Raw genomic sequence first — 16528 nt, 5'->3', positions numbered from 1 at the left:
ATCGCGGAGAAGGCAGGCGTGCGCCGGCTCGGGCTGCATCACCTCGCGCCCGGCCACACGCCGCGCGAGGTGTGGGAACGCGACGGGCACCTCTTCTCCGGCCACTTCTGCGTCCCCGCCGACCTCGACGTCATCCCGCTGCGGCCCTGAACGTGCCACACGCCGCTCGCAGGCGCAGTGTTCGTCATGATGCTCCCTGCTATGCTCGAGACCGTTATGCGGATCTGACTCCTTCTTCGGCCCGCGTCCAGAGGCCACGTCGGCCCGGCGGGCGTCGCTCGAGCATTCTCTCGAGGTCGTCAGATGTCTCAGCTCTCCGCACGTTCACTTTCCATCTCCTACGCCGGTCGCGTCGTCTTCGACGACGTGAGCCTCGACGCGGGCGCCGGTGAGCGGCTCGGGCTGGTGGGGGAGAACGGCGCCGGCAAGTCCACCTTGCTGCGCCTGCTGGCCGAGGCCGAGGAACCCGACACGGGCGCCGTGTTCCGCCACGGCAGCCTCGGCTATCTCAGCCAGGAGCCCGACCTGCCACCAGGAACCGTCAAGGACGCCGTGGACGCCGCACTGGCGGAGTTCCGGGCACTCGAGGCGCGGATGCGCACCCTTGAGGGCCGGATGAGCGACGGCGACACCGCAGCCCTCGACGAGTACGGGGAGCTGATGGCCGAGTATGAGCGGCGCGACGGATGGTCCGCCGACGCACGCGCGGCACGCGCCATCGCCGGACTGGGGCTGGGCGAGGTGGCGCTGGAGCGCCCTGTCGAGGAACTCTCCGGTGGGCAGCAGGCCCGGCTCGCGCTGGCCCTGGCTCTCGTCCGTGCGCCGGACGTGCTCCTGCTGGACGAGCCCACCAACCATCTCGACGACGACGCGGTGCGGTACTTGGAAGACACATTGCGCGACCACCACGGCGTGGTCATCGCGGCTTCACACGACCGTGCCTTCCTCGACGCCGTGTGCACCTCGATCCTCGACCTTGATCCCGCACTGCATACCGCACCGGACGGGAAGCCGGCCCTGGGACCGTCACGATATGCCGGAACCTACAGCGACTACCTGCGGAGCAAAGCCGCGGCCCGGCTCCGTTGGGAGCACGAGCACCAGCGGTGGAATGACGACGTCGACCAGGCCCGGGCGGCGGTCCGTACGGGAGCCCGCCAGGTCGGCCACACCAACCGGGCACGGCGTGACAACGACAAGTTCCAGCCGCACTTCTTCGGGCAGAAGGTCGACGCGGCGGTGGCGCGGCGGGTGCGCGATGCGGAGAACCGCTTGAAAGAGCTGGAGGCGAATCCGGTTCCGAAGCCTCCTCGACCGCTGACGCTGCGCGCCTCGATGGGCGACGTGCCTGGGGACGGCATCCTGATCTCGGCCCGGGACGCGGCGGTGCCCGGCCGGGTCACCTTGCCCGCGCTCGACATCGCGGCCGACACCAGGCTGATGGTCACCGGTCCGAACGGCAGCGGCAAGTCGTCGATGATGGCGGTCCTCGCAGGCGCGCTTGAGCCTGCTCAGGGACGCGTGATGCACGCCCGCGGGCTGCGGATCGGGTGGCTGCCGCAGAGTGGCACGTTCCCGGATCCGGGCCTGTCGGCCCTGGCGGTGTTCGCCGCCGGTCGCGAAGGGCCCGCCTCGGAGTACCAATCCGAGTTGGCCAGGCTCGGCCTGCTCGCCGGCTCCGAGCTCCACACTCCGGTGGGCCGGCTCTCCGTGGGCCAGCAACGCCGTCTGGCGCTTGCCCGGCTACTGACCGTGCGACCGCAGGTGCTGCTTCTCGACGAACCGACGAACCACCTTTCGCTCGGCCTGGTCGAGGAGCTGGAGGAGGCCGTGACCGGTTCCCGTCTACCGGTCGTCCTGGTGACACACGATCGATGGGCACGCCACCGGTGGGACGGGGACCGGATCGACCTACGGTAAGGTAAGCGACATGGCAGCAATCACACTGATCAACGGCACAGCCTCCTGCCGGCTGCGTCGCTGCGCGACGGCATAGCCCGCTACCCACACTCGCACCTCAGCCAGTCTCGGTAGCCGGCGTATGCCGGTCTCTCTTGTCTATCTGACTACAGCGGTGAGCAGGTCCGGTACTCGATGGACCGCCCCTTCGCATACGAGATGCCTGTGGTGAATCATGCCTTCGCGCGCAAACAGTAGATTCTTCTCCGACAATCGATCCGGAATTCATATCCTTCGTGACCACGCCGTGGTGCGTCGACTTATCCGGTCCGCCTCACCGGGGACCGAAGACCTCGTATTGGAGTTCGGCGCCGGAACGGGGGTTTTGACTTCCGCCATCGCGGATACCGGCGCCCGGGTCATCGCGATCGAACGCAATCCCTCTTTCGTGCGCCGGCTCGAACGACGTTTCGAGCTCTCCGACAATGTGCGGATCGTGCAGGTGGACGCACGTGAGGCACCTCTGCCGCGACGCCAGTACGCGGTGGTGGCGAACATCCCGTACGCCATCTCCACCAGCCTGTTGCGCCGGCTCCTGACGCCGGCAGAGACGTCGCTGGAGGCGGCCGATCTGGTCGTCGAGTGGGGATTCGCCAAACGGGTGACCGCTGACCAGCCCCGGGACTACGAGATCGCGTGGTGGCAGCTGAGATACCAGATCAGCATCGTCAGGCGGATTCCACGGCGCAGCTTCAGCCCTGAGCCGTCGGTGGACTCGGCGCACCTCGCGATACGCCGGCGCAGCAGCGTAGATGGGCGGACCTTGGACGCGAGGAGTCGTGAGTTGCGTGCGGCGTATCGGCGACGGCGCTGATGACGACCTTGAGCGCCCTGGCCCGGCAGGGACGCTTGACGGTCACCTTGCTGGTGGTATTTGGCTAAGACAAGATCATTTATGAGAGGTCTTGACAGCGCACTTGCTGCCGTGTCATGGTGAATAACGAAGCAAGGCCCCCCAAATGGCGGCGGCGTGGCTCTTATAATGGAGATGCCCACGCCGCCGCTTTCTGTGTCTGCGCCTGTCGAATCGATAGAAGCGTCCGCAATATGGGATTAGCGGCCAAAATGTGCCGAATTGGCCATTTTGGCCTTTGGTCCCGCCATTCATGTGGAAGCCGTGGCCGCAATCAGGGGTTAGCGACCGCCACCTGTCGGCGACCAGAGTGCAGGCGCCGAGTCTGCGCATGGACCCGGCGCATCATAGGCTCGCGGTATGGAACAAGAAGGACTCTTTGGAGCGGCGCCGGCTGCCACGACCACTGGCGGATCGCTGGCGGGAGCGGACGAGTCCTATGCGGGTCAACCCCTTGCGGTACGGATGCGTCCGCGTGCCTTGGACGAGGTGGTCGGTCAGGACCACTTACTCGGTCCCGGAACCCCGCTGCGCCGGCTGGTCGAGGAGGACCACCCCATGGCCCTCGTGCTGTGGGGGCCTCCGGGTACCGGCAAGACCACGCTGGCGTACGTGGTCAGCCGCGCTACCCAGCGCACCTTCGTCGAGCTGTCCGCGGTGACGGCGGGGGTCAAGGACGTTCGTGAGGTCATGGAGCGCGCCCGCCGTGAACTGGTGCGTACCGGCACGGGCACGGTGCTCTTTGTCGACGAGGTGCACCGGTTCTCCAAGACACAGCAGGACGCCCTGCTACCCGGCGTGGAGAACCGCTGGGTGTCGCTGGTCGCGGCCACCACGGAGAATCCCTTCTTCGCGCTGATCAGCCCGTTGCTGTCGCGGTCGCTGCTGCTGACGCTGGAGCCGTTGGGCCAGGAAGGTATCGAGGAGGTTTTCGACCGGGCGTTGACCGACGAGCGCGGACTTGGTGGGACGGTCAAGATCGACGACGATGCTCGGGAGCATCTCGTCCGTCTCTCCGGTGGAGACGCCCGTCGTGCCTTGACCTATCTGGAGGCCGCCGCCGGTGCCGCCACGGGATCGGACGATGCGACCATCACGCTCCAGGTAGCCGAGCAGGCGGTCGACCGGGCCGCCGTCCGCTACGACCGGGACGGCGATCAGCACTATGACGTCGCGAGCGCTCTGATCAAGTCGATCCGCGGGAGCGATGCCGATGCCGGCCTGCACTACCTGGCCCGGATGGCCGAGGCGGGGGAGGACCCGCGCTTCCTGGCCCGGCGGCTGGTGATCCTGGCCAGTGAGGACATCGGCCTGGCGGATCCGTCGGCGCTGCAGACGGCTGTCGCGGCAGCTCAGGCCGTGCAGCTGATCGGCTGGCCGGAGGCGCAGATCACACTGGCTCATGCGGTCATCGCGCTCGCGCTCGCCCCGAAGTCGAACAGCGTCGTGAAAGCGATCGGGGCGGCGTCGAGCGACGTCCGTGCGGGCCTGGCCGGTGCCGTGCCCCCGCACCTGCGCGATGCGCACTACTCCGGCTCGAAGAAGATCGGCCACGGGACGTCGTACTCGTATGCGCACGACGATCCACGCGGCGTCGTCGAGCAGCAGTACGCACCCGATTCCGTCGCCGACAAGCAGTACTACGAGCCGGGAACGCGTGGCGCGGAGCGCGACTACGCCGAGCGTTACACCCGCCTCCGCACGATCATTCGGGGCGAGTGAACCGCTCGAACCGCGTCTTGACGTCTCGATCAAGGTAGTCGATCTTGGTCGTCAACACGACTCTCGAGACTGGCCAACCTGCTCTCCATGACGCTGAGCCGATGTTCGAGGGCCTGAAACCGGCTCTTTTGAGAATCAATGATCCTCTCTACCTGGGCTTTGAAGAAATGTCGTGTCATGTTGATCGATAGCGCCACGAGACTGAGGGTGATGCCGAGAAAGGGCCATATTGCTGTGTCTTGCATCGGAAGCCTCCCTGGGTGGACTCGTGTCTTATCACGCTGAGCGGACAGCACTGCCTCGTGGGACGAGCCAGCCGGCGCATGCGGACCACTCGATGCGGATCTTCCCACGGAGGTACCTGGGGACGAGCGAGAGCGGCTTGCCCCATTACTGCAACCGGCTCCTACCAGTCGTGAACGGTGCCGTCCAGGAGTCGGTTGACCGGTAGGTAGGCCGGGTCGTACGGGAACTTCTCGGCAAGCTGCTCGTCGTACTCCACGCCGAGGCCTGGCGTCTCGCCCGGATGGAGTAGCCCGTCGGTGAACGAATAACTGGTCTTGAAGACCTCGAGCGTCTCCGGCGAGTGCCGCATGTACTCCTGGATGCCGAAGTTGTGGATGGCCAGGTCCAGGTGAAGAGCCGCGGCCTGACCGACCGGGGAGATGTCCGTCGGTCCGTGGATGCCCGACTTGATCTGGTACAGCGCCGCGAAGTCGAACAGCTTCTTCATCGCGGTGATCCCGCCGGTGTGCGTGACGGCCGAGCGGACGTAGTCGATCAGCTGCTCGGTGATCAACGTCTGGTAGTCGAAGGCGGTGTTGAAGATCTCGCCGATCGCCAGGGGAGTGGTGGTGTGCTGCCGGACCAGGCGCAACGCCTCCTGGTTCTCTGCCGGCGTGCAGTCCTCCAGCCAGAACAGGTCGTACGGCTCCAGCGCCTTACCGAGCTTCGCGGCCTGGATGGGGGTCATCCGGTGGTGGCCGTCGTGCAGGAGCGGCAGCTCGGGACCGAACTCGTTCCGTACAGCTTCGAACACGGTGGGCACGTGACGCAGGTAGGCCCGGGTGTCCCACTGCTCCTCACTGGGCGCGGCCGAGCGCTGGGCGGGCTCGTAGTCGTAACGTTCGCCGATCTTCGTACTCGCCGCCACCCCGTAGACCGAGTCCAGGCCCGGGACGCCCGTCTGGATCCGGATCGCCCGGTAGCCCAGTTCCAGGTGCTCACGGATCGAGTCGAAGAGCGCCTCCAGGTCGAACCCGCTGGCGTGGCCATAGGCCAGCGCACCGGTGCGGCTGGCGCCGCCCAGCAGCTGGTACAGCGGCAGTCCCGCCACCTTCGCCTTGATGTCCCACAGTGCGACGTCGACGGCGGCGATCGCGGCCATCGTCACCGGACCGCGCCGCCAGTACGCACCGCGGTAGAGGTACTGCCACGTGTCCTCGATCCGGTGCGGGTCACGTCCGATGAGCAATGACGTGACGTGGTCACGCAGGTACGACGCTACGGCCAGTTCGCGCCCGTTGAGGGTGGCGTCGCCGTATCCCACCACGCCGTCGTCAGTCGTAATCTTCAGCGTGACGAAGTTGCGGCCTGGGCTGGTGACGAACACGTCTGCGTGGCTGATCTTCATGACTCTCCGAGCTGTGTAGGGTGTGTGGGACTCCGGCCGTGGGTGCCGTCGCAATCCACAGAGTATCGACGCACGACGGGACCAGGTTCGGCAACCGGTTGCCGAGTCTTGCCACGACAGGAGCATGATAGAAGTCGGGCCGCGACACGACCGTCATCGCGGTAGGGTCAGGCTGAGACTTCGACAGATCAGAAGAACTATCCGCATGGAAGGGCGGCATATCCATGTCCGTAGGCGAGGTTGCCGGGCTGATCGCGGCCGTGGCTTTCGTCGCGCTCGTCGCCATCTGCGCGCTGCCGATCTTGAAGGTCGGCAAGACCGTCGACGAGTTGACCCAGACGGTTCGTGACATCCGTCTTGAGCACGTCTCGAAGACCGCGACAACTGTGGACGAGACCAATGAGCTGCTCGCATCGACGAACGCTCAACTGCAGCGCGTCGACGCCATCACGGCGAACGCTCAGACCGTCACCACCAACGCGGCTGCCATGTCCTCGCTGTTCGCGGCGACTCTAGGTGGGCCCATGGTCCGGGTTGCGGCGTTCACCTACGGCGTGCGTCGTGCCATGACGCGGCGTAAGGGAGACCGGCGGTGAGGCGGCTGTTCTGGATCGCACTCGGTGCGACAGCCGGTGTCCTCGTCGTCCGGAAGCTGACCAAGGCGGCGGACAGCCTCACCCCCGAGGGCGCCGCGGATCGGCTGTCCGGCGCGATGAACTCTGTGTCGCATTCGATCCGGGAGTTCACCGCCGAGGTGAAGGCCGGGATGGCGGAACGGGACGGCGAACTTCGCGAAGCGCTTGGAATCACGGACAATGGAACTGAGGCCGACGGTGAGCCGAATCTGACCGCCGTTGAGGACCTCCTACATCACAACCAGCGGAGAGGCACCTTCTGATCATGGAAACCGCCGAGATTCGGCGACGCTTCCTGGACCATTTCGAACGGAACGGACACACGGTCGTTCCGAGCGCGTCGCTGATTTCCCCCGATCCCTCGGTGCTGTTCACCATCGCCGGCATGGTGCCGTTCATCCCGTACCTCACCGGCCAGCAGGCGGCACCGTATCCACGGGCCACCAGCGTGCAGAAATGCATCCGGACCTCGGACATCGAGGAAGTCGGCAAGACGACCAGGCACGGCACGTTCTTCCAGATGAACGGGAACTTCTCGTTCGGCGACTACTTCAAAGAAGGCGCCGTGGAGCTCGCCTGGGAGCTTGTGACCGGCAGCCAGGACGACGGCGGATACGGGTTCGACCCGGACCGGTTGTGGATCTCGGTCTTCCACACCGACGACGAGGCCTTCGAGGTCTGGAAGAAGGTCGCGGGCGTGCCCGAGGAGCGGATCCAGCGCATGGGTCTGCACGACGAAGAGAACTACTGGTCCACGGGGCAGCCCGGCCCAGCCGGCCCGTCCTCGGAGATCTTCTACGACCGTGGCCCTGAGTACGGTCCCGACGGCGGTCCGGCCGTGGACAAGGGCGGCGACCGGTTCCTGGAGATCTGGAATCTCGTCTTCATGCAGTACGAGCGCGGTGTCAGCACCGGGCCGGGCAAGAACGACTTCGAGATCCTCGGCGACCTGCCGGCCAAGAACATCGACACCGGCATGGGCATGGAGCGGGTCTCCTACCTGCTGCAGGGCGTCGACAACATGTACGAGATCGACCAGGTGTTCCCGGTCATCAAGCAAGCCTCGGAGCTGTCCGGCAAGCGTTATGGCGCGAATCATGAGGACGACGTCCGGATGCGCGTCGTCGGTGACCATATCCGCAGCTCGCTGATGCTCATCGGCGACGGTGTCACGCCGTCGAACGAGGGCCGTGGCTACGTCCTGCGACGCCTGCTGCGCCGCAGCGTACGGGCGATGCGACTGCTCGGCGTCGACGACCGTACGCTGCCGGAGCTGCTCCCGGTGAGCCGGGACGCGATGAAGTCCGCGTATCCGGAGCTGGAGACTGACTTCACCCGGATCTCGAGTGTCGCTTACGCCGAGGAGGACGCGTTCCGCAAGACGTTGCGGACCGGCACCCAGATCTTCGACCTCGCCGCGGACGAGACCAAGCAGGCCGGACGGCCGACGCTTGCCGGCGACACCGCGTTCAAGCTGCACGACACCTACGGCTTTCCGATCGACATCACCCTGGAGATGGCCGCCGAAAAAGGGCTCTCCGTCGACGCCGACGAGTTCCGGCGGCTCATGACCGAGCAGCGCGAGCGCGCGAAGGCCGATGCGAAGTCGAAGAAGGTCGGCCACGCCGACATGAGTGCCTACCGCGAGCTGCGTGACGCCGGCGTGACGCCGTTCACCGGCTACGAGGAGCTCAGCACCGACACACGCGTGCGTGGCCTCGTGCGGGACGGTGTGGCGGTCCTGGTCGCGCAGGAGGGCGACACCGTCGAGCTGGTGCTGGACCGTACTCCGTTCTATGCCGAATCCGGTGGTCAGGACAGCGACGCGGGGATCATCACCGCCGACGGGTCCGAACTCGAGGTCCTCGACGTCCAGCGCCCGATCAAGGGCCTGATCGTGCACCGGGTACGGGTGCGCAGTGGCGAGCTGGTCAGCGGTCAAGACGTGCTGGCCCAGGTGGATCCGGAATGGCGCATCGGCGCCTGCCAGGCGCACTCGGGCACGCACGTGGTCCACGCCGCGCTGCGTGAGGTCCTCGGCCCGCAGGCGCTGCAGAGCGGCTCGTACAACAAGCCCGGCTACCTGCGGCTGGATTTCGCCTGGGGGCAGGCCCTGGGACCGGAGACCCGCAGCGAGGTGGAGGAGGCAGCTAACCTCGGTATCCGCCGGAACCTGCCGGTCTCGGCAACGTACATGCCGCTGGAGAGGGCGAAGGAGATCGGAGCGCTGGCACTGTTCGGCGAGACCTACGACGAGGATGTCCGGGTCGTCGAGATGGGCGGCGAGTGGTCACGCGAACTCTGCGGTGGCACGCACGTGGCCCGTTCGTCTCAGATCGGACTGGTCACGCTCACCGGGGAGAGTTCCGTCGGGGCCGGGTCCAGGCGGGTTGAGGCGTTCGTCGGCATCGAGGGATTCCGCTATCTGGCCAAGGAACGCACTTTGGTGAGCCAGCTGGCCGACACGCTGAACGTGCAGCCGGAGCAGCTTCCGGAACGGATCTCGCGACTGGTCGCGCAGGTCCGTGAAGCGGAGAAGAAGCTGGCGCAGCTGCAGCGGGCGGCCCTCGGCACGAAGGCGGCCGAGCTCACTGGGTCGGCCAAGGATGTCCTCGGGGTCCGCTTCGTGGCGTACGAGGCGCCGGCCGGAAGCTCCACGGAGGACCTGCGCAACCTGGTGCTCGACGTCCGGGGCAAGCTGGGCGAACAGCAGCCGGCCACGGTGGCGGTGACCGCGGTGGGGGACAACGGTCGTCCGACCGTCGTCATCGCGACCAACCAGGAAGCCAGGAACCGGGGTCTGAAAGCAGGCGAGCTGGTGAAGACGGCCGCTCAGACACTCGGTGGAGGCGGCGGCGGCAAGGACGACGTCGCGCAGGGCGGCGGCTCCGATCCGTCCAAGGTCACCGAGGCGTTGGGCCGCGTCGAGCATCTCGTCGGCGAGACCATCACGCGCGGCTCCTGACGACCAGGGTTGCCAAGTATGCGTCTTGGTATCAGGCTAGGCGTGGACGTCGGCCGAGTCCGTATCGGCATCGCCGTGTCTGACCCGGCCGGGATGCTCGCGACCCCGGTCGAGAATGTCCAGCGCGGAGACGGTGACGTCGAACGGTTGGCCGAGCTCGTGAAAGAGCGGGAGGTGATCGAGGTCGTGATGGGCTTCCCGCGGAGCCTGAGCGGTCAGGAAGGGCCCGCGGCCAAGGAAGTCCGGGCGTTTGCTGCCAAATTGACCCAATATGTGGAACCATGTCCTGTCCGTCTGGTTGACGAACGGTTGACAACGTCAGGGGCAATGCGAGCGATGCGGGCGAGCGGGGTGTCCGCTCGCAAGGGGCGCAAGTCGGTCGACCAGGCGGCTGCAATGATGATCTTGCAAGATGCGCTCGACGCGGAGCGCGCAAGCGGAGTGCCCCCTGGAGAGGTTGTGACACGGAGCTGATGAGCCACGCGGGTATTCCGGCCTTCGAGGCTGAGACGACTCCACGCCCGCGCCGGGGCGGGCATCGGCGCAAACGGCGCAAGAGGCGGCGGTTCGGCTCGTTCATCGCGGTCATCCTCTCCCTTGGCGTGATCGGCGGCCTGATGGCCGGGCTCTACTACGGCGGAAGCGCTGTCATGGGATCGCTCTCCGACATGTTCGGCGATCCAGAAGACTACGAAGGGCCCGGGCAGGGTGAAGTGTCGGTCACCATCGAAGAGAACTCCACCCTCCGCGGAATGGGCGATGTCCTGGTAGAGGCGGACGTCGTCGCGAGTCGAGAGGCCTTCGTTCAGGCCGCGGAGGCCGACGGCGGGGTCATCCAGCCGGGAACGTACACACTGGCCGAGCGGATGAGTGCCGAGGATGCGGTGACAGCGCTGGTCGGCGGTGGTGCCTCAGTCGAACGAGTGACCGTGCCCGAGGGGTACCGGATCCGGCAGACGCTCGATCGTCTCGCCGACGAGACCGAGTTCGAGGTAGAGGAGTTCGAGGAGGCTCTCGAGGAGATCGAACTTCCTGCCTACGCCAACGACGAACCCGAGGGTTTCCTCTTCCCGGCCACGTATGACCTGGGACAGGACATCAGCGCGCAATCGCTGCTGCAGGACATGGTCGGCCGGTTCGAGCAGGCCGAGGGCGAAGCCGGTCTCACGGCCGCCACCGAAGAGATGGACATGACGGTTCGGGAGATCGTGACCGTCGCCAGCATCATCCAGCGCGAGGTCCGGGCCGAGGAGGACATGGCCCGGGTGGCCGATGTGATCTACAACCGCATCTCTGGCGAATGCGCAGCCAACGGCGTCCAGGAACGACGGCTGCAGATGGACTCCACGGTGCATTTCGCGGCCGACGACTACACCAGTGTGTTCACGTCCGACGAGATGCGTCAGATCGACTCCCCGTACAACACGTACCAGGTATCCGGCCTCCCGCCGGGGCCGATCGCCTCCCCTGGCGCGGCCGCGCTCGAGGCGGCGATCAACCCCTCGGACGAGGGCAACTGCTATTTCGTCACGGTGAACCTGGAGACGGGAGAGACGAACTTCGCGGCCACGCAGGAGGAACACCAAGCGAACGTCGAAGAGCTGCAGACGTACTGCCGGGAGAGCGATGCCTGCTGACCCGGCGCGCAGGTGTGCGGTTCTGGGATCGCCGATCGCGCACTCGCTGTCCCCGGTGATCCACCGGGCCGCGTACCGCGAGCTAGAACTCGATTGGCAGTACACGTCCCATGAGGTGGACGAAGACGGCCTGGCAGGCTTCGTCGCCGGTCTCGACGGAAGCTGGCGCGGCCTGTCCCTGACCATGCCACTGAAACGGGTCGTCTTCGATGTCGCCGATGAGGTCACGGAGCTGGCCCGGACCGTAGGCGCGGCGAATACCCTGATCAGGGCGGACGACGGGAGGCTGTCGGCGGAGAACACCGACGTCCCCGGGCTCGTGGGTGCGCTCCAGGAACGCGGCGTGACATCGCCGTCGACGGTGTGTGTCTGGGGCGGGGGAGCGACGGCCGCGAGCGTGCTGGCCGCGGTCGCCCAGATGCGCGCCGCTGAGGTGCACGTGCATGCGCGTTCGGCTGAACGATCGCGGCCGGCGCGCTCGGTGGGGGACTCCTTCGGTCTGCGGGCCGAGCACGCGCGATGGGAGATCATGCCAGGCTGTGGGGCCGCGGATCTGACGGTGAACACAGCTCCGGCCGGTGCGCTCGATCCGCTCGCTGAGGCCCTGGCGGTCCGCGCCGCCGACCGCTGTCTGTTCGATGTGATCTACGATCCCTGGCCCACCGTGCTGGCGGCACATTGGGCGAAGGCCGGCGGGCCGGTCGTCAGCGGTCTGGATCTGCTGGTACATCAAGCGCTCGGTCAGATCGAGTTGATGACCGGGCAGAGCGTCCCTGTCGCCGTGCTCCGCGATGCAGCGGAGCAGGCGCTGGCAGCCCGCACAGCACGGTGATCGCGCTTCTGGCCCTGCTCGGCCTGGCGGTCGGCGCGGCGTTACCACGGGTGATCGCGCAGATCCCCGATCGTGAGCCGGCCGAGGGCGAACCGCGACCGGCGTCGTATCGGGAGCTCGCCGCCATGACGGGACTTCCCGTGGTACTTGCCGCGGGAACCGCCGGGGCGTGGTCTTTGCTCGCGGTGGCACGCGCCGACCTGGGAGGCGCGCTCGGCGCCTTTCTCCTCGTGGCCGCACTCGGAGCGGCGATGGTCTACATCGATATCCGGGAACATCGGCTTCCGGACTGGTTGACCATCCCCGCGTTCGCCGGCGCCGCGGTGGCGCTCGGCGTGGCTGCGGCGGCCGGAGGCGACTGGAGCGCCTACGGCCGGGCGTGGGCCGCTGCAGCGGTGAGCCTCGTCGTCTTTCTGTTGCTCGCTGTCCTGCGCCCTTCCGACCTGGGGCTCGGTGACGTCAAGCTGGCTGCCGTGATCGGGCTGGTGCTCGGCTGGATCAGCTGGCCGGTGGTGGTCTTCGGCATCTTCGGCGCGTTCGTCATCGGCGCCGTCGCCGGGCTCGCACTGCTCGTCGCAGGACGCGCCGGCCGCCGGACCGCCATTCCATTCGGTCCGGCGATGCTCCTGGCCGCCCTCATCGCAGCTGTATGGGGCCAGTCGATCACCGACGCCTACCTCGGCCTGTAGCCGCCCGCCGCATCGCGCACCCGCGGTGGTGCGGCACCACTTGTCGAGCGGGCGATGACTTCGGCACCTGCCGCCGGTCTATGACGGTAAGCGGCGATCACCACATGCCCGTCGTCGGACTTGACCTAAAGAATGGTTCAGGTTCTAGTGTCCTTACTCAAGGCGTACGCGCCCCGCAAAGGCGTGCCATTGCTGGAAGAAGTACCGCACCGACGTGGTTGAAGCATCAGGAAAGTGAGGCTTGATATGAGCATGGAAGTGACCGCGTGGGAGTCGCTGTACCACGCAATGCACGCCCAGGAAGACCGGCGACCATTCCGTAAGGCGACGTTGAAACGTATCGCCACGTTCGCCCAGCCACACCGGCGCCAGCTGGGATGGTTCCTGGTGCTGAGCGCGATCAGCGCGGGCCTGGCGGTGGCCACGCCGCTGCTGGCCGGGCGTGTGATCGACGAGATCACCGGCGCCGGGTCGACCAACGTGGTGGTGGTCCTGGCGCTGATCATCGCCGCGATCGCGATCGCCGAGGCCGGGTTCGGCATCGCCGAGCGATGGCTGTCCTCCCGGATCGGTGAAGGTCTCATCCTCGACCTTCGCACCTCGGTCTTCGACCATGTGCAGAAGATGCCGATCGCGTTCTTCACCCGGACCCGCACCGGCGCACTGGTCAGCCGGTTGAACAACGACGTCATCGGGGCACAGCGCGCGTTCAGCGACGTCCTGTCCCGGGTCGTCAGCAACATCGTCATGCTTGTGCTCGCGCTCATCGTCATGCTGAGCCTGTCCTGGCAGATCACTGTCCTGACGCTTCTCCTTCTACCGGTGTTCGTCGTGCCCGCCCAGCGCATGGGCACCAGGTTGGCCAAGCTGGAGCGCGAGGCCGCCAACCACAACGCGACCATGAGCACGCAGATGACCGAGCGGTTCTCGGCTCCAGGCGCCACTCTGGTCAAGCTGTTCGCCCGCCCGGACGTGGAGCTTTCCGAGTTCGCCGACCGGGCTCGGCGGGTGCGCGACATCGGGGTGAAGACCGCGATGGTCCAGTGGATCTTCATCACGGCGCTCACCTTCGTGGGTGCGCTGGCGTTGGCCCTCGTCTACGGGCTGGGCGGCTTCTATGCGCTCCGCGACCAGTTGGACGCCGGCGCCGTGGTCTCGCTCGCGCTGCTGCTGACCCGTCTCTATGCGCCCTTGACGGCCTTGGCCAGCGCCCGGGTCGAGGTTATGAGCGCCCTGGTGAGCTTCTCCCGGGTGTTTGAGGTTCTGGACCTCAAGCCGCTGATCGCCGAGTCGCCGCAGGCTCGTCCCGTGCCCGACACCCCCGCATCGGTCGAGTTCGACGACGTTCGCTTCGCCTACCCGACCGCGGACAAGGTCTCTCTGGCATCGCTCGAGGAGGTCGCCCAGCTCGACGTCCGGGGCGGGCAGGAGATCCTGCACGGGGTGTCGTTCCGGGCCGAGCCCGGACAGATCGTGGCGTTGGTCGGTTCATCAGGGGCTGGAAAGTCCACCATCGCCCAGCTGATACCGCGGTTGTACGACGTCGACAGCGGTTCGGTCCGGGTGGCCGACGTGGACGTCCGCGATCTGAAGGCGGACTCGCTGCGCCAGACGGTCGGCATGGTGACTCAGGACGGCCACCTGTTCCACGACAGCGTCCGGGCCAACCTTCTGCTGGCGCGCCCGGCGGCTACCGAGGAGGAGATCTGGGAGGCGCTGCGCCGAGCCCGGATCGATGACCTCATCGCGTCGTTGCCCGCTGGGCTCGACACGATTGTGGGGGAGCGCGGCTACCGTCTTTCCGGCGGTGAGCGTCAGCGGCTGACCATCGCACGGATCCTGCTGGCGCAGCCACGCGTGGTGATCCTGGACGAGGCCACCGCGCACCTCGACTCGACCTCCGAGGCGGCCGTGCAGGCAGCGCTCACCGAGGCGCTGATCGGCAGGACCGCCGTCGTCATCGCACACCGGCTGTCCACGATCAGAGCGGCGGACCAGATTCTCGTCATCGACGAGGGCCGGGTCATCGAACGCGGGACGCACCGGGAGCTGCTGGAGGTGGGTGGACGGTACGAGGAGCTCTACCGCACCCAGTTCGAGCAGCAGGACGAGACACCCACCGATATACCGGCCGAGATACTGCCGGCCTGATCCACCTGATCGGCGCCCCGGGCCTCAACCGCTGACCGCGCGTAGGGCTCCGGGGTGCCTGCCGTTCAGGTGGTCGAGCGCCGCCGACGTCGCCTCGTCCGCCGGGAGGTACACCAAGAGTTGCAGGCCGCTGGAGTCGGCCAGGTCGAGCGTCTCGTAGACGAGTGAGAGCTCTCCCGCGACGGCGTGGGAGATATCGACCGTGCCGTAGGGCTCGGGCACCGCGGTGACCGCCGCGAACCGGTCGGTGAACCGCGCACCGGCCTCGGCGGCCAGAATGGTGGCGAACTCGGTGGCGTACGGATCACCGATGGTGGTGTTGGCCTTCAAGGCGGCCACGTGCTGGTCGGCGAACTGGGTCCAGCGAGGGAAGGCGTCCTCGGCGCGGTCATCGGTGAAGATGTACCGGAGCAGGTTAGGCGACTCGCCATCCAACAGTCCGAGCGGCTTGGCCAGCCGTTCATAACCGGCCGTGTAGGCGATGATGTCGCCGAGCCAGTTGAGCAGGACCCCCGGCGTAGGTTCCAGCCGGTCGAGTAGCGCCTGCACGGTGGGACGGACCGAGTCTGGTGGATCCCCGGCCGGGCACAGCGCGTTCCCGCCCATCGCCTTGATAGCCAGGCGGAGCAGGAGCCGCTCACCGCGAGTGAGCTGCAGCGCGTCCGCCAGCGCGCCGATCACCTGGGGAGACGGATTGCGGTCGCGGCCCTGCTCGAGCCGCGTGAGGTATTCCACGCTGATCCCTGCCAGCATCGCAAGCTCTGAACGCCGCAGTCCTGGCGTCCGACGCCTGCGTCCTGCCGGGATCCCGGCGTCGGCCGGAGTGATGGACTCGCGGCGGGCGCGCAGAAATGCCCCGAGCTCGTTGTCGGTCGCAAGCTCGTTGTCATCAGCCACGACCTCAGACTACCCGCGGAGTCCGTGTTGAGGCTGGCCCTGCCGGGGCCAGCCTCAACACGGACTCCCTCATTCGCCGTCCCGCGGGCAGTGTTGGGACCCGACGCCGCGGCACGCACGCGGCTGGAATGAACACACCCAGCACAAGGAGCAGAGATGGATCTAGGACTCAGCGGACGCACCGTCATCGTGACGGGGGCATCCGGAGGGATCGGCCGCCACATCGCACGAGGGTTCGGGGCAGAGGGAGCGAACGTCGTCGTCACGTATCACCGCGCACGCCACGAGGCCGAGCAGGTCGCCAAGGAGATCGGCGAACGTGCGCTCGTCGTCCAGTACCAGATGGACGACGAGGATGCCGCCACGTCGCTCGTCGAGTCGGCGCGGGAGTGGACCGGACGCGTGGACGTGCTGGTCAACAACGCGGTGCATTGGGGCGACGACGCACCGGAGCCGGATCGTCCGTTCGAGACCGTGCCGGACGCCGGCTGGTTGAAGGTGCTCAGGCTGAACACCGAGGGAGCGCTGCGGCTCAGCCGTGCGGTGGCGCCGATC

The 16528-nt window shown here is 67.0% G+C and carries 14 protein-coding genes; 12 read left to right on the top strand and 2 right to left on the bottom strand.

Annotation, left to right across the window (positions count from 1 at the left end):
- The first annotated feature begins 303 nt into the window (after positions 1-303).
- The 3 genes from ELR45_RS00145 (at position 304) to ELR45_RS00135 (ending at position 4534) form a co-directional block, all read left to right on the top strand.
- Positions 304-1920, top strand: coding sequence for an ABC-F family ATP-binding cassette domain-containing protein (locus tag ELR45_RS00145; RefSeq protein WP_129662483.1), 1617 nt, complete (start codon positions 304-306; stop codon positions 1918-1920).
- Positions 1921-2134: 214 nt separating this feature from the next.
- Positions 2135-2773, top strand: coding sequence for a 23S rRNA (adenine(2058)-N(6))-methyltransferase Erm(C) (locus tag ELR45_RS00140; protein WP_129662481.1), 639 nt, complete (start codon positions 2135-2137; stop codon positions 2771-2773).
- A gap of 399 nt (positions 2774-3172) precedes the next feature.
- On the top strand, positions 3173-4534 hold the full coding sequence (locus tag ELR45_RS00135; RefSeq protein ID WP_129662479.1) for a replication-associated recombination protein A: 1362 nt from the start codon (positions 3173-3175) through the stop codon (positions 4532-4534).
- A 406-nt stretch (positions 4535-4940) separates the two neighbouring features.
- Here ELR45_RS00135 and manD read toward each other — a convergent pair whose 3' ends face one another.
- Positions 4941-6167 carry a D-mannonate dehydratase ManD gene (manD, locus tag ELR45_RS00130; protein WP_129662477.1) on the bottom strand — a complete coding sequence of 409 codons (1227 nt, stop codon included), beginning with the start codon at positions 6165-6167 and terminating at the stop codon, positions 4941-4943.
- A gap of 224 nt (positions 6168-6391) precedes the next feature.
- On the opposite strand from manD, the gene ELR45_RS00125 reads away from it, so the two are divergent.
- From ELR45_RS00125 to ELR45_RS00090, 8 genes are all read left to right on the top strand, one after another.
- Entirely contained in the window at positions 6392-6763 is a 372-nt protein-coding gene (locus ELR45_RS00125; RefSeq protein WP_129662475.1) for a DUF948 domain-containing protein, read from the top strand.
- On the top strand, positions 6760-7065 hold the full coding sequence (locus ELR45_RS00120) for a DUF6167 family protein (RefSeq protein ID WP_129662474.1): 306 nt from the start codon (positions 6760-6762) through the stop codon (positions 7063-7065). The genes ELR45_RS00125 and ELR45_RS00120 overlap by 4 nt, the downstream gene beginning before the upstream one ends.
- A gap of 2 nt (positions 7066-7067) precedes the next feature.
- Positions 7068-9767: an alanine--tRNA ligase gene (gene alaS / locus ELR45_RS00115; RefSeq protein ID WP_129662473.1), complete on the top strand. Its 2700-nt coding sequence runs from the start codon at positions 7068-7070 to the stop codon at positions 9765-9767.
- 18 nt (positions 9768-9785) lie between these two features.
- A complete protein-coding gene (gene ruvX, locus ELR45_RS00110; RefSeq protein WP_129662472.1) occupies positions 9786-10241 on the top strand; it encodes a Holliday junction resolvase RuvX in 456 nt (151 codons plus the stop codon).
- Positions 10241-11404 (top strand): endolytic transglycosylase MltG, encoded by a 1164-nt coding sequence (mltG, locus tag ELR45_RS00105; RefSeq protein ID WP_129662471.1) that lies wholly within the window; start codon positions 10241-10243, stop codon positions 11402-11404. Before ruvX ends, mltG begins: the two co-directional genes overlap by 1 nt.
- Entirely contained in the window at positions 11394-12236 is an 843-nt protein-coding gene (locus ELR45_RS00100; RefSeq protein WP_129662470.1) for a shikimate dehydrogenase, read from the top strand. Before mltG ends, ELR45_RS00100 begins: the two co-directional genes overlap by 11 nt.
- Positions 12233-12925, top strand: a complete 693-nt coding sequence (locus ELR45_RS00095; RefSeq protein ID WP_129662469.1) for a prepilin peptidase — start codon at positions 12233-12235, stop codon at positions 12923-12925. Before ELR45_RS00100 ends, ELR45_RS00095 begins: the two co-directional genes overlap by 4 nt.
- 246 nt (positions 12926-13171) lie before the next feature.
- Positions 13172-15076, top strand: a complete 1905-nt coding sequence (locus tag ELR45_RS00090) for an ABC transporter ATP-binding protein (protein ID WP_129662468.1) — start codon at positions 13172-13174, stop codon at positions 15074-15076.
- Between the two features lie 24 nt (positions 15077-15100).
- Here ELR45_RS00090 and ELR45_RS00085 read toward each other — a convergent pair whose 3' ends face one another.
- Positions 15101-15973, bottom strand: a complete 873-nt coding sequence (locus ELR45_RS00085) for a helix-turn-helix transcriptional regulator (protein WP_129662467.1) — start codon at positions 15971-15973, stop codon at positions 15101-15103.
- 156 nt (positions 15974-16129) lie between these two features.
- Here ELR45_RS00085 and ELR45_RS00080 point away from each other — a divergent pair.
- A partial coding sequence (locus tag ELR45_RS00080; RefSeq protein ID WP_129663368.1) for an SDR family NAD(P)-dependent oxidoreductase occupies positions 16130-16528 on the top strand: 399 nt, incomplete at its 3' end.

Origin of the sequence: Phytoactinopolyspora endophytica (assembly GCF_004138495.1) — a bacterium.
GTDB classification, from domain to species: Bacteria; Actinomycetota; Actinomycetes; order Jiangellales; family Jiangellaceae; genus Phytoactinopolyspora; species Phytoactinopolyspora endophytica.
The sequence above is the reverse complement of the archived record's forward strand: the minus strand, read 5'-3'. Positions and strand labels throughout refer to the sequence as shown.